This window comes from Pantoea sp. LS15 (assembly GCF_012241585.1).
Classification (GTDB): Bacteria; Pseudomonadota; Gammaproteobacteria; order Enterobacterales; family Enterobacteriaceae; genus Enterobacter.
In genome coordinates this window covers 50,424-66,545 of record NZ_JAAVXA010000009.1, presented here as the reverse complement: position 1 = coordinate 66,545, position 16,122 = coordinate 50,424, and the positions used below count along the sequence as shown (strand labels likewise).

The following is a 16,122-nucleotide window of genomic DNA, read 5'->3' as shown; positions in this document are numbered from 1 at the left end:
GTTAACCAGTCGATTTTTTACGAAACGGCTTGAACCGTTACGCCAGAACCATGCTTGGTGCTTTGAACGCCAGAGGCAGCTCTGCTTCGTCTTCGAAGGTCACATATTCCCAGGCTTCCTGTTTTGCCAGGACCGCCTGCAACAGTTTGTTGTTCAGTGCATGACCGGATTTGAACGCGGTAAATGCACCAATGATGTTGTGACCACACATGAACAGGTCGCCGATAGCGTCCAGCATTTTATGACGAACGAATTCATCTTCGAAACGCAGGCCGTCTTCGTTCAGTACGCGATAATCGTCAACAACGATGGCACAATCGAAGCTGCCGCCCAGGCACAGGCCGCGGGACTGCAGATATTCGATATCACGCATGAAGCCAAATGTACGGGCACGGCTGATCTGGCGCATAAATGCATCAGCAGAGAAGTTCATCGCATAGCGTTGGGTGCTGGAATCAATCGCCGGATGGTTAAAGTCGATGGTGAAGTCCAACGAGAAACCATTGTACGGTTTGAATTCAGCCCACTTGTCGCCATCTTCGACACGAACGGTCTCTTTGATGCGAACAAATTTCTTCGCGCAGTTCAGTTCTTCGATGCCAGCATCCAGCAACAGATAAACGAACGGAGCAGCACTACCATCCATAATCGGGATTTCTGGCGCATCGACTTCAACAATAATGTTATCGATACCCAGACCCGCCAGGGCGGCGTTCAGGTGCTCTACGGTAGAAATCCGCACGTCATGCTCGTTCACCAGACAAGTACAGAGCATAGTATCACGCACAGATTTGGCATCGGCCGGAAAATCTACCGGTGGATTCAAGTCGGTGCGACGATAGATGACCCCGGTATTGGCCGGCGCAGGGCGCAACGTCAGTGTGACTTTTTTGCCGGTATGTAAACCGACGCCAGTCGCCTGAACGATACGTTTAAGTGTCCTTTGTTTGATCATCGTATAATCTCGCCAAATTAACTATCCAACCGAGAGTGTATATCACTAACGGTGGGCCAGTTTAGCACAAAGAGCGCAAATCCCCAAATTCCAGCCAATTCTTAGTCAGCTTGCTTACGCAGGAACGCCGGGATATCCAGATAATCTGGCTCTTTCGCAGTTTGCGGTGTTGGGTCATTAACCACTTTCGCGGCCGGCTTCTGCTCCTGAGTCAAAGGAGACATACCGTGCTGCTGGTAACGGTCCATTACCGGTTGCTGAGTCTGTTTGTTAGTCACCAGCGTGATTTCAGGACGCTTGTCCATACCAATACCGGTAGCAACCACAGTCACGCGCAGTTCGTCGTTCATTTCCGGGTCAAGGGATGTACCGATTACCACGGTCGCGTTATCAGAGGCGAACGCACGGATGGTGTTACCCACGGTTTCGAACTCATCCAGACGCAGGTCAAAGCCAGCGGTAATGTTGACCAGCACGCCGCGCGCACCAGACAGATCGATATCTTCCAGCAGTGGAGAAGAGATAGCCATTTCAGCCGCTTCTTCTGCACGGTCTTCACCGCTCGCCACGCCAGAGCCCATCATTGCGTAGCCCATTTCGGACATCACGGTGCGAACGTCTGCAAAGTCAACGTTCATCAGGCCAGGACGGGTAATCAGTTCGGCGATACCCTGAACCGCGCCTTTCAGCACGTCGTTTGCTGCGCCAAAGGCGTCCAGCAGGGAGATACCGCGACCCAGAACTTTCAACAGCTTGTCGTTCGGGATGGTGATCAGAGAGTCCACATGTTTGGACAGCTCGGTGATACCCTGCTCCGCGAAGGCCATACGCTTCTTGCCTTCAAAATTGAAAGGCTTGGTAACGACAGCAACGGTCAGGATACCTAAATCTTTAGCGACTTCAGCCACAACAGGTGCTGCACCAGTACCGGTACCGCCACCCATGCCTGCTGCGATGAAGACCATGTCCGCACCTTCCAGTGCAGCACGCAGGGCTTCACGATCTTCTTCAGCCGCATTGCGACCGACTTCCGGGTTAGCCCCAGCGCCCAGCCCTTTGGTGATACCACCGCCGATCTGGATTGTCTGGCCAACAGCCGTTTTACGCAGTGCCTGGGCATCGGTGTTAACTGCGAAGAATTCAACACCTTCAATGCGTTCACGCACCATATGCTCTACGGCGTTACCGCCGCCACCACCGACGCCGATGACTTTAATCACCGCGTCGTTGGTCAGTTCCATAGGTTCAAACATAATTTCTCTCTCCGTTGTGCCTGTCGCCCGAGACCGCTAATTCTCTCCGGTCTCTTAAAAAAATTAAAACTCTTTTCGCAACCAGTTGTTCAGTCGTTTGACCCACGACCCCACTGAGACGCGTTTTTCCACTTCTGCTTCACCACTGAGATGAGATTCCTTCCCGTAGTGGAGCAGGCCCACAGCCGTTGAATAATACGGCTCCTGAGCATAATCCGTTAAACCGGTGATATTCAGTGGCGCACCAATACGCACCTGCGTATGGAACACGCGCTGAGCACAGGCCGCAAGACCTTCAATTTGCGCTGCACCGCCGGTTAATACAATCCCCGCCGCGAGATGATGTTTAACACCCTGCTGACGAAGCTGTTCCTGTAACTGTAAAATCTCTTCGTTGACAAGATTGAGCAACTCGGTATAGCGCGGCTCAATCACCTCTGCCAGCGTCTGGCGTTGCAGACTGCGCGGTGGACGACCACCTACGCTTGGCACTTCAACGCTCTCATCTTTCCCAACGATAGACCCCAGCGCACAACCATGGCGCACTTTAATCGCTTCTGCATCGCTCGGTGGCGTACCAAAAGCGTAAGCAATATCGCTGGTCACAACATTCCCTGCGTAAGGGATCACTTTGGTGTGGCGCAGAGCACCGCCGGTATATACGGCCATGTCCATTGTACCACCACCAATATCGACCACACAGACGCCCAGTTCACGTTCATCTTCGGTCAGCACGGAATAACTTGCCGCCAGACCGGCGAAAATAAGTTGGTCAACTTTCAGGCCACAACGTTCAACAGCTTTTACAATGTTCTTCGCCATATCGTTGTGACATGTGATCAGGTGCACTTTTGCCTGCATACGCACGCCAGAAAGGCCTACCGGGTTCTTGATCCCTTCCTGGTAGTCGATGGCATATTCCTGCGGGATCACATGCAGAACGCGATGCTCATCGCGGACACGCACGGATTTCGCCGTATGCACAACGTTTTCAACGTCTTCCTGTGTTACTTCTTCTTCAGAAATCGGCACCATACCGATTTCGTTCTGGCAGCTAATATGCTTACCAGAAAGGGCCAGATAGACAGAAGAAATCTGGCAATCTGCCATTAATTCAGCCTGATCGATGGCGCGCTGTACGCACTTCACCACCGATTCAAGATCATTTACCCCACCTTTATCCATACCACGGGACGGGCAACTGCCCACGCCAATGATATTGACCATACCGTCGGGCAGAACTTCCCCTACTAAAGCGGCAACTTTCGCAGTGCCAATCTCCAGTCCAACTACCAGTTTTCTGTCCGTCGCCTTGATCATTGTTGTTCTGCCTGTACCTGTGCCTGATTCTGTTGCTGATTAGGTTCCTCGACCGGAGCCGGTACCCAACCGACTGCTGCGCCTGAGTCATAGCGCAAATCAACGTAGCTTATCCGTTTGCCGTCAGTCTGTGCCTGCTGCTGTAAAACCGGGTAAAGTTCTACAAAACGCGCCAGACGCTTCATGGTGTCGCCGCGACCCAGGTTAAGCTTAATGCCGTTCGTTAACGTCAACTGCCAGGAGCGGCGTGCCGTCATGGCAGCATCTTTTAACGTAAACCTGTCTTTCGCCAGCACCTGCCCCATTTCGCGAAAACCCTGTAACACTTCATTTTCGCTGCCTTCAGGGCCATACAACATCGGTAAATTTTGCTTGTTGACACGATCGGTCGGGACGCTGAAGGAATTTCCGTCTACGTCAACCATGTGCTGATCATTCCAACGCGCAATGGGCACATATTCAACCAGATGAATCTTCAATTCATCAGGCCATTGCTTTCTTACACTCGCCTGTTTTATCCACGGCAGACGTTCAATCTGGCTCTGGATAATATTGACGTCCTGAGTCATAAAGGTGCCAGGCGATCCCAGCGCCAGAATTGACTGGCGAATATCATCGTTTCGCGTGTAGTGACGTTCACCCGTTACCACCAGCTTAGAAAGCGGTAACCGTTGTGCGTCTTCCATCCAGCCCAGAACCATCCAGCCGCTGATAAACACGGTGCACAGCACCCCGAGCAGGAAAATAATCCCTGCAAGACGCGTTCCATTACTCCGGCGTGAAGAAGTGTATTCTTCTTCGTCATCGCGGTTGCGTGTGTTCAATGCAGCCTGAGACATATCAGCCCGCCTGGTCCAGAATACGTACGACTAACTGCGAGAAACTCATTCCCGCCTGACGTGCAGCCATCGGCACAAGGCTGTGGCTGGTCATGCCTGGCGAAGTATTGGCTTCCAGCAAGTAAAATTGGCCATCACTGTCGAGCATGACATCAATGCGTCCCCAGCCGCGACATCCAAGAACATTCCAGGCTTTAAGCACCAGGGACTGTAAATCGGCTTCACGTTCTGCTTCAAGACCACTTGGGCAGAAATATTGCGTCTCATCAGAGAGATACTTCGCCTCATAATCATAGAAGACTCCAGCGGGTTGGATACGAATTGACGGTAAAATTTCTTCGCCAAGCATCGCAACGGTAAATTCCGGTCCGCTGAGCCATTTTTCAATCAGAACTTCTTCATCATGTTGAAATGCAAGTTCTAAAGCGGCTGATAAATCTTCAGCTTTATCAACTTTAGACATCCCTACACTTGAACCTTCCCGGCTCGGCTTAACAATAACCGGTAAGCCCAGCGCCGCAATGCGTGAATTAACGCTGTCCTTCAGGCCCAATTCAAATTCACGGCTCGTCAGTGCAACCCATGGCGCGACAGGCAAGCCAGCGCCCTGCCACAGCAGTTTGCTGCGCAGTTTATCCATAGAGATCGCGGAAGCCATCACGCCACTGCCGGTGTAAGGCATGCCGATTAAATCCAGCAGCCCCTGCAGGGTACCGTCTTCGCCACCACGACCGTGCAGCGCGATAAAGACCTTATCGAAGCCCATCGCTTTCAGTTGTGTTACATCCGTCTCTTTCGGATCGACCGGATGGGCATTGACACCACCTTCACGCAGGCCCGCCAGTACAGCCGCGCCGGAATTCAGGGAAACCTCACGCTCTGCGGAGGTACCACCAGACAGGACAGCAATCTTATCAGCCATGATGCTCATCCTCCTGGGTTTGCGGCTTCAGTTTGATTTCGGCTAAGGTACGGGCGATTTTGCCGATATTTCCCGCACCCTGAATCAGAATCAAATCGTTACCTGTCAGTACCGGAGCCAGAATTTCTGCCACCTGTACCGGGTCAGAAACCAGAATAGGGTCAACTTTACCGCGGCCACGAATGGTGCGGCATAATGAACGGCTGTCTGCACCTGGAATCGCGGTTTCGCCTGCAGAGTACACATCCAGCATGAGCAGCGTATCTACCTGTGACAGCACGCTGGCGAAGTCATCATACAGATCGCGGGTACGCGTGAAGCGGTGCGGCTGGAAGATCATGACCAGATTCTTGTCAGGCCAGCCAGCGCGCGCAGCTTTGATGGTCGCGTCCACTTCAGTTGGATGATGACCGTAGTCGTCCACCAGCATCGCGGTGCCGGATTTACCGTTCACGGCGTCCAGCGGGAATTCACCGAGGAAGTCGAAACGACGGCCAGTACCCTGGAAGCTCTCCAGCGCCCGCAGGATCGCATCGTCATCAATGCCCTCTTCCGTTGCAACAGCAACTGCCGCTGCCGCATTCAGGGCGTTATGACGTCCTGGCGCATTCAGCGTCACGTGCAGCAGTTCTTTGTCCTGACGCGCGAGGGTGAAATGCCCCTGCGCACCAATCTGTTTGTAATCTTCCACACGGACATCAGCATCTTCGCTGAAACCATAAGTGGTGATTTGACGCCCGACACGCGGCAGCAGCTCGCGGATCACCGGATCGTCTACGCACATCACCGCGCGTCCATAGAACGGCAGGTTATGCAGGAAGTTGATGAAAGTCTGTTTTAAGTTCTCGAAGTCACCCTGGTAGGTATCCATATGGTCAGCTTCGATGTTAGTGACAATCGCCACCATCGGCTGCAGGTGCAGGAACGACGCGTCGCTCTCATCTGCTTCCGCAATCAAATAACGACTGTGTCCCAGACGCGCATGTACGCCTGCGGCTTTGACCAGACCGCCATTGACGAAGGTTGGGTCGAGACCCGCTTCCGCATAAATACTGGAGACCATCGCCGTGGTCGTGGTTTTACCGTGGGTACCGGCAATCGCGATACCGTGGCGGAAACGCATCAGTTCCGCCAGCATTTCTGCACGGCGGATCACCGGAATGCGCGCTTCATGCGCGGCAACAATTTCCGGGTTGTCAGAGGAGATGGCGCTCGATACCACCACCACGCTCGCATCGCGCACGTTTTCCGGGCGATGGTTGAAATAGATAGTCGCCCCAAGCGACGCCAGTTGCTGCGTAACAGGGTTTGGCGCGAGGTCAGACCCGCTGATCTGATAACCTTCGTTAGCTAACACTTCGGCAATACCGCCCATGCCAGCACCACCGATGCCAACAAAGTGAATGTGCCGGACGCGACGCATCTCGGGCACGATTGAACGCAGTTTTGCCAGTTGTTGTGTATTCATTCTCTAAACGCCATCGACTACTTAAAATTCGTGCAGCGCAACACGCGCTGCGAGGGTTAAGCCTGGGCTGCCAGGCTCACTTCTTTTGCCACCCGTTCCGTCGCATCAGGAATGGCGGTCGCGCGCGCGCGTTCTGCCATCTCCAGCAATACGTCTCTGTTCCAGCCCGCCAGGGTGGTGGCGACCGCGTCAGCGGTAAATTGTGGCTGCTCAAATATTTTCGCGGCACCCGCTTTCTCAAGCGGCAACGCATTCCAGTACTGCTGTCTGTCTTTGTGCTGGAACGGCACAAACAGCGCGGGTAAACCAGCGGCGGCGATCTCGCTCACTGTCAGCGCGCCTGAGCGACAAACGACGACATCGGCCCAGGCGTATGCTGCTGCCATGTCATCAATAAACTCTGTAACGTTATGCTGCGACTGCCCCGCCTCGGCATAAGCTTGCTCAACGCTCTGCTGAGCACCTTTTCCACTCTGGTGCCAGATGGTAACGGCATCCCCCAACTTTGCAGCAACCTGCGGCATCGTCTGGTTTAAGATGCGCGCGCCCTGAGAACCGCCGACGACCAGCACACGAACCGGCCCTTCACGGCCCATCAGGCGAGCATCCGGCAGCGGCAGTGCCAGCACATCTACACGAACCGGGTTACCCACGACGTCCGCTTTCGGGAACGCGCCAGGAAACGCCTGCATGACTTTGGTGGCGATTTTCGCCAGCCATTTATTGGTCAGACCGGCAATACCGTTCTGCTCATGCAATACGACAGGGATGCCTAACGACCATGCAGCCAGCCCACCCGGGCCAGACACATAACCACCCATGCCGAGTACCACATCCGGCTTAAAGCGCTTCATGATGGTGCGCGCCTGACGCCAGGCGTTAAAAATCCGCACCGGCGCCAGGAGGAGCGCCTTGATACCCTTGCCACGCAGGCCGGAAATACGAATAAAGTCGATCTCGATCCCGTGCTTCGGCACCAGATCGGCTTCCATGCGGTCTGCGGTTCCAAGCCAGCGAACCTGCCAGCCCTGATCCATTAAATGGTGCGCAACCGCCAGCCCCGGGAACACATGTCCCCCGGTACCGCCTGCCATCACCATTAACCGCTTCGGTTGATTCATCGTGAACCTCGTGTAAACGCCTGGGCTTTCTCCAGACGCGTCTCATAATCTATGCGTAACAAAAACATGATGGCTGTCGACATGATCAACAGACTCGAACCACCATAACTGATCAACGGCAACGTCAGGCCTTTGGTCGGCAGCATACCTGCTGCGGCCCCGACGTTAACCAAAGCCTGGAAACTAAACCAGATACCAATTGAGCAGGCTAAGAAACCTGAGAAACGGTGATCGATTTCCAGCGCTTTCCGGCCAATAGACATGGCGCGGAAAGCGACGAAGAATACCATTAATAACGCTAATACCACACCGATATAACCCAGTTCTTCCGCAATAATGGAGAAGATGAAGTCAGTATGCGCTTCCGGTAAATACTCCAGCTTTTGAACGGAATTACCCAGGCCCTGTCCCCAGACCTCACCACGTCCAAAGGCCATCAACGACTGCGTCAGCTGATAACCACTGCCGAACGGGTCTTCCCACGGGTTCCAGAAGGATGTCACACGGCGGATACGGTAAGGCTCGGCGAGGATCAGCAGCACTACCGCTGAGATACCCATTCCGATGATAGCGATGAACTGCCACAGCTTCGCACCCGCCAGGAACAGCATGGCGAGGGTGGTAACAAACAGTACAACTACGGTACCCAGGTCAGGCTGCGCCAGCAGTAACACCGCCAGTACCAAAATCACACCCATCGGTTTTAAGAAGCCGCGCAGGTTGTTACGCACTTCATCCACTTTACGTACCAGGTAGTTAGCCAGGTAGCAGAACAGGGACAGTTTGGTAAATTCCGCAGGCTGAATACGCAGTGGGCCAAAGGCAATCCAACGCGATGCCCCGTTTACGGAGCTCCCCACCACCAGAACGATCAGCAGCATGATGATTGAAGCAATCAACATTGCCGTACTGTGCCGCTGCCAGAACTCCATCGGCAGGCGTAAAGTTACCAGCGCCAGGCAGAATGCCAGGATGATGTACAGACCATCACGCTTGGCAAACAGGAAAGGATCGTTCGCCAGACGCTGTCCAACAGGCATTGAGGCCGATGTCACCATAATAAAACCGACCGCCGCCAGCCCCAGCGTGAGCCAGAAGAGCGTGCGATCGTACATGATCAGGCTGTCGTTATCTTTTTGACGAGAGCCCATCACCCAGCCTTTCAGTGCCGCAAACAACCACACCAGGATCCCAAATCCTGGCAGGCGCGGCATTCTCAGGCGAGGGAGAGATAAACGCATCAGCCTAACTCCTTCGCCAGGCGGGTAAAGACATCACCACGCTGTTCGAAATTCTTGAATTGGTCGAGACTAGCGCACGCCGGAGAGAGCAGTACCATATCGCCAGGCTTCACTCGTGGAGCAATCAGGCGCATTGCCTGTTCCATGGTTTCGGTTTGCTCGGCGACCTCAGGGCGCAGTTCAGCCAGTTCACTGCCGTCACGACCAAAGCAGTAGAGACGGATGTTATCGCCAGAAAGATACTGTTTGAGGGAGGAGAAATCGGCCGATTTACCGTCGCCACCCAACAGCAGATGCAGCGTGCCGTCAACGTGCAGGCCATTCAAGGCCGCCTCAGTGCTTCCCACATTGGTCGCTTTGGAGTCGTTAATCCAGCGAACGCCGTTATGCTCCAGCGCCAGCTGGAAACGATGCGCCAGACCGGAAAACGTGGTCAACGCCTTCAGGCTGGAAGAGCGCGGTAAACCTACTGCATCCGCCAGCGCAAGCGCCGCCAGAGCATTGGTGTAGTTATGCTGACCAGAGAGTTTCATCTCTTTGACGTTCAGCACTTTCTCACCTTTTACCCGTAGCCAGGTTTCACCTTGCTGACGGTTCAGGTGGTAATCACCCATGGTAATACCGAAGCTGATGCAGCGCTCGTCAGCACCACGCACCGGCATGGTCAGAGCGTCATCTGCATTGACCACACAGACTTTGGCATTTTCATACACGCGCAGCTTGGCAGCACGGTACTGCTGCAGACCAAATGGATATCTGTCCATATGATCTTCGGTCACGTTAAGGATCGTCGCAGCGGCGGCATGCAGGCTGGAGGTCGTTTCCAGCTGGAAGCTGGAAAGCTCGAGGACATACAGTTCACAGCCTTTATCCAGCAGCATCAGCGCGGGCAGGCCGATATTGCCACCAACTCCGGCGTTCATGCCCGCGGCTTTCGCCATCTCACCTACCAGCGTGGTCACGGTGCTTTTACCGTTAGAACCCGTAATTGCAACTACCGGTGCCTGCACTTCGCGGCAGAACAGCTCGATATCGCCGACAATCTCAACGCCCGCATCAGCAGCAGCGCTCAGTGACGGATGCGCAAGTGCAATACCGGGGCTTGCGACAATCAGATCGGCCGCCAGCAACCAGTCATCATTCAGACCACCAAGGTGGCGTTCAACCTGTTCCGGCAGCTTGTCCAGACCCGGCGGTGAGACACGCGTATCCATCACCCGTGGTGTCACTCCACGCGCGAGGAAAAAGTCCACGCAGGAAAGGCCGGTAAGGCCCAACCCGATGATAACGACTTTTTTGCCCTGGTAATCTGCCATGATTAACGTACCTTCAGCGTTGCCAGGCCAATCAGCACCAGCATCAGCGAAATAATCCAGAAGCGCACAATGACGCGCGGTTCTGGCCAGCCTTTCAGTTCATAGTGGTGGTGGATCGGTGCCATACGGAAGATGCGCTGGCCGCGCAACTTGAAGGAACCGACCTGCAAAATCACGGACAAGGTTTCGACCACAAACACACCGCCCATGATCACCAGCAGGAACTCCTGACGCAGCAGAACGGCAATAATGCCGAGCGCACCGCCCAAAGCCAGGGAACCAACATCACCCATAAAGACCTGCGCCGGGTAAGTGTTGAACCACAGGAAGCCCAGTCCCGCACCGACAATCGCCGTACAGACGATTACCAGCTCACCCGCGTGTCGCAGATAAGGAATGTGCAAATAGTTGGCAAAGTTCATGTTACCGGTTGCCCACGCTACCAGTGCAAAACCCGCGGCCACAAAGACGGTTGGCATAATCGCCAGACCATCCAGCCCATCGGTCAGGTTGACGGCGTTACCAGTGCCAACAATGACGAAGTACGCCAGCAGGATGTAGAACAGACCCAGTTGCGGCATAACGTCTTTAAAGAACGGCACCACCAGCTCAGTGGCCGGAGTGTCTTTTCCTGCCAGGTACAGCGCGAAGGCCACGCCCAGCGCAATCACCGACATCCAGAAATACTTCCAGCGGGCAATCAGACCTTTCGTGTCTTTGCGCACGACTTTGCGGTAGTCATCGACAAAGCCAATAATGCCGTAGCCAATCAGGACAGTCAGCACGCACCAGACGTACGGGTTTGACGGGTACGCCCACAGCAGCACTGACACCACAATGGCAGTCAGGATCATGATCCCACCCATGGTTGGGGTACCACGTTTGCTGAAGTGCGACTCCGGACCATCGTTACGCACGACCTGGCCAAAAGAGAGCTTTTGCAGACGGGCAATCATGCGCGGGCCCATCCACAACGAGATGAACAGCGCAGTCAGCAGGCTGACGATGGCGCGAAACGTCAGATAGGAAAAGACGTTAAAGCCTGAATAATATTTGACCAAATGTTCGGCCAGCCAAACTAACATGTCCCGTTCTCCTGTAATGCGTGCACAACCTCTTCCATGGCGGCACTACGTGAACCTTTCACTAACACAGTCACAATTTGTTTTTCTGTAATCAACGCGTTTAAACGCTTAACCAACGCAGCTTTATCGGCAAAATGTTCGCCAACGCCGCTGGCGTGGCTAATGGCCTGGCTCAGTTTTCCTGCGCTCAATACGCAGTCCAGTCCCGCTGCTTTCGCCGCTTCACCGACCTGGGTATGGCAGGCTTCGCTTTCGTCGCCCAACTCAGCCATATCACCAACTACCATGATGCGGTAACCCGGCATCTCAGACAGCACCTGCACCGCCGCCGTCATCGAACCGACGTTCGCGTTGTAGGAGTCATCCAGCAACAGTTTGTTTTCAGCAAGCTGGATCGGGAACAAGCGTCCCGGCACAGCTTTTAAATGTGCCAGCCCAGTTTTAATCGCTTCATGCGATGCACCTACCGCTGTCGACAATGCCGCCGCCGCAAGCGCATTGGCGATATTATGGCGACCCGACAGCGGCAGCAGCACATCTACGCCACCCGTTGGGGTAGTGAGTGTGAACTCCGTACCATGAGACGTCACATGAATATTGGTTGCCGTAAAATCACTGTTGGCGGCATTCGGAGAGAAGCGCCAGGTTTTACGCGAGCCAATAATGCTCTGCCAGTTCAGCCAGTCATTGTTGTCAGCATTCATAATGGCAATGCCGTCGACAGGCAGACCGGTATAGATCTCACCTTTCGCTTTCGCCACACCTTCCAGCGAGCCAAATCCTTCCAGATGCGCAGCCGCCAGGTTATTCACCAGCGCAGCTTCCGGGCGAGTCAAACTCACAGTCCAGGCGATCTCACCCTGGTGGTTTGCCCCCAACTCGATAACGGCAAATTCGTGCTCTTTGGTCAGGCGAAGTAATGTCATCGGCACGCCGATGTCATTATTGAGGTTGCCTGCGGTATAAAGCGTATTTCCGCACTGACTCAGAATGGCTGCGGTCATTTCTTTCACGGACGTTTTGCCAGAGGAACCGGTCAGGGCCACGACGCGAGTGGGGACTTGCTGACGAACCCATGCCGCCAGCTCGCCAAAAGCGAGACGCGTATCCTTCACCACAATCTGCGGCAGATCGACCGCCAGTTTGCGGCTAACCAGCAGCGCACCAGCGCCATTTTCTTTGGCCTGCTGTGCAAAATCATGCGCGTCAAAACGCTCACCTTTTAGCGCCACAAACAGACAACCCGCAGTCACTTTACGGGTATCCGTCGTCACGGCGTCAATGGTCAGATCCTGCCCCAGCAATTCGCCGTGCAGTACCGCGGCAGCCTGACTTAACGTGATGCTAATCATGCCACCACTCCCAGCAGACGTGCTGCTGTTACGCGGTCCGAGTAGTCCAGACGACGATTGCCGACAATCTGATAATCTTCATGGCCTTTACCAGCCAGCAGCACCACATCATTTTCCTGCGCCTGCATGATGGTGTTCGTTACCGCTTCGGCACGACCTTCAACAACACGCGCACGACCTGCGTCCAGCATACCTGCCAGAATGTCGTTGATAATGGCGCGCGGCTCTTCGGTACGCGGGTTGTCATCGGTTACCACGGGAATATCCGCGAACTGTTCCGCAATAGCGCCCATCAACGGGCGTTTGCCTTTGTCGCGATCGCCGCCACAACCAAAGACACACCAGAGTTTACCGGCACAGTGCAGACGTGCCGCTTCCAGCGCTTTTTCGAGCGCATCTGGCGTATGAGCGTAATCAACGACCACGGTAGGTTTACCTGGCGCGCTAAACACTTCCATGCGGCCACAAACCGGTTGCAGACGTTCAGCAGTTTTCAGTAATTCCGCCATCGGATAGCCCAGCGCCAGTAATGTTGCCAGGGCCAGCAGCAGGTTGCTGACGTTAAACGCCCCCATCAGACGGCTTTCAATTTCCCCTTCACCCCATGAAGAGGTAAAGCGAATGGTGGCACCGCTATCGTGGTAGTTCACCTCAACAGCTTTCAGCCAGCGACCATGGCAGTTCGGGTTAATATGGTCTTCCATCGACACCGCAACCGCATCCGGCAGCTTCGCCAGCCAGCGACGACCTACTTCGTCGTCGGCGTTGATGATGGCTTGTCCGCAATGATGCGTGGAGTAGAGCAGCCATTTTGCAGCTTCGTAATGCTCCATATCCCCGTGATAGTCGAGGTGATCGCGGCTCAGGTTAGTGAACACAGAGGCTGCAAATTTCAACGCCGCCACACGGTGCTGTACCAGTCCATGCGAAGAAACTTCCATTGCAGCAAAGGTTGCCCCCTGCTCCGCCAGACCAGCAAGGACATGCTGTACATCAACCGCTGATCCGGTGGTATTTTCTGTCGGGCTCACTTTACCCAGCAGGCCATTGCCTACGGTACCCATCACCGCACCGGTTTCACCCAGCAGTTGCGCCCATTGCGCCATGAGTTGTGTGGTGGTGGTTTTTCCGTTTGTTCCCGTCACGCCAACCAGACGTAATTGGTCGGAAGGTTCGTGGTAGAAACGCCCCGCCAGCGCGGAAAGACGCTCATTTAACTGGCTGAGATAGATAACCGGCACCCCGTGCATCTCACGGATCTCACCGTCGGTTGCCTCATCTTTGGCCTCAGCAATAATGGCAGCAACACCTTGCGCAATCGCCTGCGGGATATAACGACGCCCGTCCGCCTGATGACCGACCACCGCCACAAAAAGATCGCCAGATGCAGCCACGCGGCTGTCCAGTACCATCTCTCGCAGTGCTCGCTCCGGTGCATTTGGCACCCACGGAGCGAGAAGGTCGCGCAAATTACGATCTGCCACCTGTACCCTCGCCTTGATTAATTACAAATTCACTTTTTTCGCCCGTCGCCAGCGCATCCGGTTCGATATTCATGGTGCGCAATACGCCGCCCATAATAGCCCCGAACACAGGCGCGGAGACGGCGCCGCCGTAGTATTTACCCGCCTGTGGATCGTTAATGACGACCACCAGCGCAAAACGCGGATTGCTTGCAGGCGCAACGCCTGCGGTATAGGCAATGTATTTGTTGATATAGCGGCCGTCTGGCCCCACTTTTTTCGCTGTACCGGTTTTAATGGCGATGCGGTAGCCTTTGATCGCCGCTTTCACGCCACCACCACCAGGCAGTGCCACGCTTTCCATCATATGCACAACGGTACGAACGATAGATTCCGGGAAGATACGCTCTCCCGGAACCGGTGGATCAACTTTGGTAATCGACAGCGGACGATAGACGCCATAGCTGCCAATCGTTGCGTAGACTCGCGCTAACTGTAACGGGGTTACCATTAGCCCGTAGCCGAAAGAGAAGGTGGCCCTCTCTATGTCAGACCACCGTTGTTTTTGAGGATATAAGCCACTGCGTTCTCCGACCAACCCCAAATTGGTCGCCTTTCCTAGTCCAAAACGTGAGTAAGTCTCTACTAACGCTGAGGACGGCATCGCTAACGCCAGCTTTGAAACACCGACGTTACTCGACTTCTGTAACACCCCGGTCAGGGTCAATTCGCTGTAGCGCGCCACGTCTTTAATCTCGTGGCCGTTAATACGGTAAGGGATCGTGTTCAGGACCGTGTTTTCATTGACGATGCCGCGCTGCAGCGCCGTCATCACCACCATCGGTTTCACCGTTGAGCCAGGCTCAAACACGTCGGTGATCGCCCGGTTACGCATCGCGTCTTTTGCGGTGCCAGTAAAGTTGTTCGGGTTGTAGGATGGGCTGTTGGCCATTGCCAGCACTTCGCCCGTGCTGACATCCACCAGCACAGCACTGCCTGACTCCGCTTTGTTGAAAGCAACGGCATTGTTCAGCTCGCGGTAGACCAGCGCCTGCAAGCGCTCATCAATACTCAGCGCCAGGTTGTGTGCAGCCTGGCTGTCCGTGGACGAGATATCTTCGATCACGCGACCGTAGCGGTCTTTACGCACAATTCGCTCGCCCGGTTGGCCGGTGAGCCACTTATCGAAGCTTTTTTCAACGCCCTCAATCCCCTGGCTATCGACGTTAGTGAAGCCAATGAGGTGAGCAGTTACTTCGCCGGAAGGATAATAACGACGGGATTCCTCACGAAGATGAATACCCGGCAATTTCAGTTTGCGAATGTAGTCAGCCATGTCAGGGTTGACCTGACGCGCCAGATAGATAAAACGTCCTTTCGGGTTAGCGTTGACGCGGGAGGCAAGCTGGTCCAGCGGCATTTTCAGAGCATCGGAGAGCGCTTTCCAGCGGTTATCGAGGGTAATCCCCCCGGCATCGTGCAGCTCTTTCGGATCAGCCCAGATCGCTTTGACCGGCACACTCACCGCCAACGGGCGGCCAGAGCGGTCCGTGATCATCCCGCGGGAAGTGGAAACCTCCTGGACGCGCAGAGAGCGCATATCGCCCTGACGGACCAGCATGTCAGGCGCGACAATTTGTAACCATGCCACGCGTCCCAGCAGGAAACCCAGTGCCAGTAAAATGCAGCCGCAAAGCAACGCAAAACGCCAACTGACAAAGTTGGCCTGTTCTTCCTGACGTTTTGGTTTTAGCGTTTTTGCCGCTGCTTTCATGCGTCGCGTTTTC

At 54.7% G+C, this 16,122-nt stretch carries 13 protein-coding genes; all 13 read right to left on the bottom strand.

Features of this window, described 5'->3' with window-relative positions:
* Positions 1-37: 37 nt before the first annotated feature.
* Positions 38-955, bottom strand: a complete 918-nt coding sequence (gene lpxC, locus HED65_RS14545; RefSeq protein WP_008501977.1) for a UDP-3-O-acyl-N-acetylglucosamine deacetylase — start codon at positions 953-955, stop codon at positions 38-40.
* A 101-nt stretch (positions 956-1,056) separates the two neighbouring features.
* Positions 1,057-2,208: a cell division protein FtsZ gene (ftsZ, locus tag HED65_RS14540; RefSeq protein WP_008501978.1), complete on the bottom strand. Its 1,152-nt coding sequence runs from the start codon at positions 2,206-2,208 to the stop codon at positions 1,057-1,059.
* A gap of 63 nt (positions 2,209-2,271) precedes the next feature.
* Complete coding sequence (ftsA, locus tag HED65_RS14535; protein ID WP_006173845.1) at positions 2,272-3,528, bottom strand: cell division protein FtsA; 1,257 nt, start codon at positions 3,526-3,528, stop codon at positions 2,272-2,274.
* On the bottom strand, positions 3,525-4,367 hold the full coding sequence (gene ftsQ / locus HED65_RS14530) for a cell division protein FtsQ (protein WP_008501979.1): 843 nt from the start codon (positions 4,365-4,367) through the stop codon (positions 3,525-3,527). The genes ftsA and ftsQ overlap by 4 nt, the downstream gene beginning before the upstream one ends.
* 1 nt (position 4,368) lies before the next feature.
* Positions 4,369-5,289 carry a D-alanine--D-alanine ligase gene (locus tag HED65_RS14525; protein WP_114979093.1) on the bottom strand — a complete coding sequence of 307 codons (921 nt, stop codon included), beginning with the start codon at positions 5,287-5,289 and terminating at the stop codon, positions 4,369-4,371.
* Positions 5,282-6,757 (bottom strand): UDP-N-acetylmuramate--L-alanine ligase, encoded by a 1,476-nt coding sequence (gene murC / locus HED65_RS14520; protein ID WP_114979092.1) that lies wholly within the window; start codon positions 6,755-6,757, stop codon positions 5,282-5,284. Before murC ends, HED65_RS14525 begins: the two co-directional genes overlap by 8 nt.
* Positions 6,758-6,813: 56 nt before the next feature.
* Positions 6,814-7,878 (bottom strand): undecaprenyldiphospho-muramoylpentapeptide beta-N-acetylglucosaminyltransferase, encoded by a 1,065-nt coding sequence (gene murG, locus HED65_RS14515; RefSeq protein ID WP_114979091.1) that lies wholly within the window; start codon positions 7,876-7,878, stop codon positions 6,814-6,816.
* The gene (ftsW, locus tag HED65_RS14510; RefSeq protein ID WP_028016683.1) at positions 7,875-9,119 is read right to left on the bottom strand and encodes a cell division protein FtsW; all 1,245 of its coding nucleotides are present in this window, start codon (positions 9,117-9,119) and stop codon (positions 7,875-7,877) included. Before ftsW ends, murG begins: the two co-directional genes overlap by 4 nt.
* Positions 9,119-10,435 carry a UDP-N-acetylmuramoyl-L-alanine--D-glutamate ligase gene (murD, locus tag HED65_RS14505; RefSeq protein ID WP_114979090.1) on the bottom strand — a complete coding sequence of 439 codons (1,317 nt, stop codon included), beginning with the start codon at positions 10,433-10,435 and terminating at the stop codon, positions 9,119-9,121. Before murD ends, ftsW begins: the two co-directional genes overlap by 1 nt.
* 2 nt (positions 10,436-10,437) lie before the next feature.
* Positions 10,438-11,520 (bottom strand): phospho-N-acetylmuramoyl-pentapeptide-transferase, encoded by a 1,083-nt coding sequence (mraY, locus tag HED65_RS14500; protein ID WP_028016681.1) that lies wholly within the window; start codon positions 11,518-11,520, stop codon positions 10,438-10,440.
* Complete coding sequence (murF, locus tag HED65_RS14495; protein ID WP_114979089.1) at positions 11,514-12,872, bottom strand: UDP-N-acetylmuramoyl-tripeptide--D-alanyl-D-alanine ligase; 1,359 nt, start codon at positions 12,870-12,872, stop codon at positions 11,514-11,516. Before murF ends, mraY begins: the two co-directional genes overlap by 7 nt.
* The gene (gene murE, locus HED65_RS14490) at positions 12,869-14,356 is read right to left on the bottom strand and encodes a UDP-N-acetylmuramoyl-L-alanyl-D-glutamate--2,6-diaminopimelate ligase (RefSeq protein ID WP_114979088.1); all 1,488 of its coding nucleotides are present in this window, start codon (positions 14,354-14,356) and stop codon (positions 12,869-12,871) included. The genes murF and murE overlap by 4 nt, the downstream gene beginning before the upstream one ends.
* Positions 14,343-16,109, bottom strand: a complete 1,767-nt coding sequence (ftsI, locus tag HED65_RS14485; protein WP_028016678.1) for a peptidoglycan DD-transpeptidase PBP3 — start codon at positions 16,107-16,109, stop codon at positions 14,343-14,345. The genes murE and ftsI overlap by 14 nt, the downstream gene beginning before the upstream one ends.
* Positions 16,110-16,122 lie beyond the last annotated feature (13 nt).

Bases quoted from the DNA above. Each gene is read 5' to 3' on its own strand.
- murD (WP_114979090.1), bottom strand. From the start codon at position 10,435: ATGGCAGATTACCAGGGCAAAAAAGTCGTTATCATCGGGTTGGGCCTT.
- murF (WP_114979089.1), bottom strand. From the start codon at position 12,872: ATGATTAGCATCACGTTAAGTCAGGCTGCCGCGGTACTGCACGGCGAA.
- lpxC (WP_008501977.1), bottom strand. From the start codon at position 955: ATGATCAAACAAAGGACACTTAAACGTATCGTTCAGGCGACTGGCGTC.
- ftsQ (WP_008501979.1), bottom strand. From the start codon at position 4,367: ATGTCTCAGGCTGCATTGAACACACGCAACCGCGATGACGAAGAAGAA.
- murC (WP_114979092.1), bottom strand. From the start codon at position 6,757: ATGAATACACAACAACTGGCAAAACTGCGTTCAATCGTGCCCGAGATG.
- ftsW (WP_028016683.1), bottom strand. From the start codon at position 9,119: ATGCGTTTATCTCTCCCTCGCCTGAGAATGCCGCGCCTGCCAGGATTT.
- ftsZ (WP_008501978.1), bottom strand. From the start codon at position 2,208: ATGTTTGAACCTATGGAACTGACCAACGACGCGGTGATTAAAGTCATC.
- HED65_RS14525 (WP_114979093.1), bottom strand. From the start codon at position 5,289: ATGGCTGATAAGATTGCTGTCCTGTCTGGTGGTACCTCCGCAGAGCGT.
- ftsA (WP_006173845.1), bottom strand. From the start codon at position 3,528: ATGATCAAGGCGACGGACAGAAAACTGGTAGTTGGACTGGAGATTGGC.
- murG (WP_114979091.1), bottom strand. From the start codon at position 7,878: ATGAATCAACCGAAGCGGTTAATGGTGATGGCAGGCGGTACCGGGGGA.
- ftsI (WP_028016678.1), bottom strand. From the start codon at position 16,109: ATGAAAGCAGCGGCAAAAACGCTAAAACCAAAACGTCAGGAAGAACAG.
- mraY (WP_028016681.1), bottom strand. From the start codon at position 11,520: ATGTTAGTTTGGCTGGCCGAACATTTGGTCAAATATTATTCAGGCTTT.